This window comes from Trinickia symbiotica (genome assembly GCF_003028655.1).
GTDB lineage: Bacteria > Pseudomonadota > Gammaproteobacteria > Burkholderiales > Burkholderiaceae > Trinickia > Trinickia symbiotica_A.
In genome coordinates, this window is record NZ_PYUC01000055.1 from 1 (window position 1) to 820 (window position 820).

1 protein-coding gene is annotated in these 820 nt (G+C 65.0%); it reads right to left on the minus strand.

Going from position 1 to position 820, the window contains the following annotated elements; all coding sequences use genetic code 11:
- A partial coding sequence (gene hutU / locus C9I57_RS32180) for a urocanate hydratase (protein WP_107154521.1) occupies positions 1-820 on the minus strand: 820 nt, incomplete at both ends.

Here is an 820-nt window from a genome sequence, read left to right on the forward strand (position 1 = left end):
GCGCGAGTTCGTAGCCAGCGTCCGCGTGACGCATCACGCCCGTCGCGGGATCGTTGAACAGCACGCGGCCAAGGCGTTCATGCGCCGCGTCCGAGCCATCGGCGACGATCACGACGCCCGAGTGCTGCGAGAAGCCCATCCCGACGCCGCCGCCATGATGCAGCGACACCCACGACGCGCCGCCTGCCGTGTTCAGCAGCGCGTTGAGCAGCGGCCAGTCGCTGACCGCATCCGAGCCGTCCTTCATCGCTTCCGTTTCGCGATTCGGGCTCGCGACGGAGCCGGTATCGAGGTGATCGCGTCCGATCACGATCGGCGCTTTCAGTTCGCCGTTCTTGACCATCTCATTGAACGCCTGGCCCAGCCGATACCGATCCATCACGCCGACCCAGCAGATACGCGCCGGCAAGCCCTGGAATCCGATGCGCTCGCGCGCCATGTCGAGCCAGTTGTGCAGGTGCGGATCGTCCGGGATCAGTTCCTTGACCTTCGCATCCGTCTTGTAGATGTCCTCGGGATCGCCCGATAGCGCAACCCAGCGGAACGGCCCCTTGCCTTCGCAGAAGAGCGGGCGGATGTAGGCCGGCACAAAGCCCGGGAAGTCGAATGCGTTCTCGACGCCCATTTCCAGCGCCATCTGGCGAATGTTGTTCCCGTAGTCGAGCGTCGCCGCGCCGCGTTCCTGCAGAGTCAGCATCGCACGCACCTGAACGGCCATCGACTGCTTCGCGGCCTTGACAATGCTCTGCGAAGCAACCTTCTGCGCCTCGCGCCATTGCGCGACGGTCCAGCCTTGCGGCAGGTAGCCGTTGATCGGATC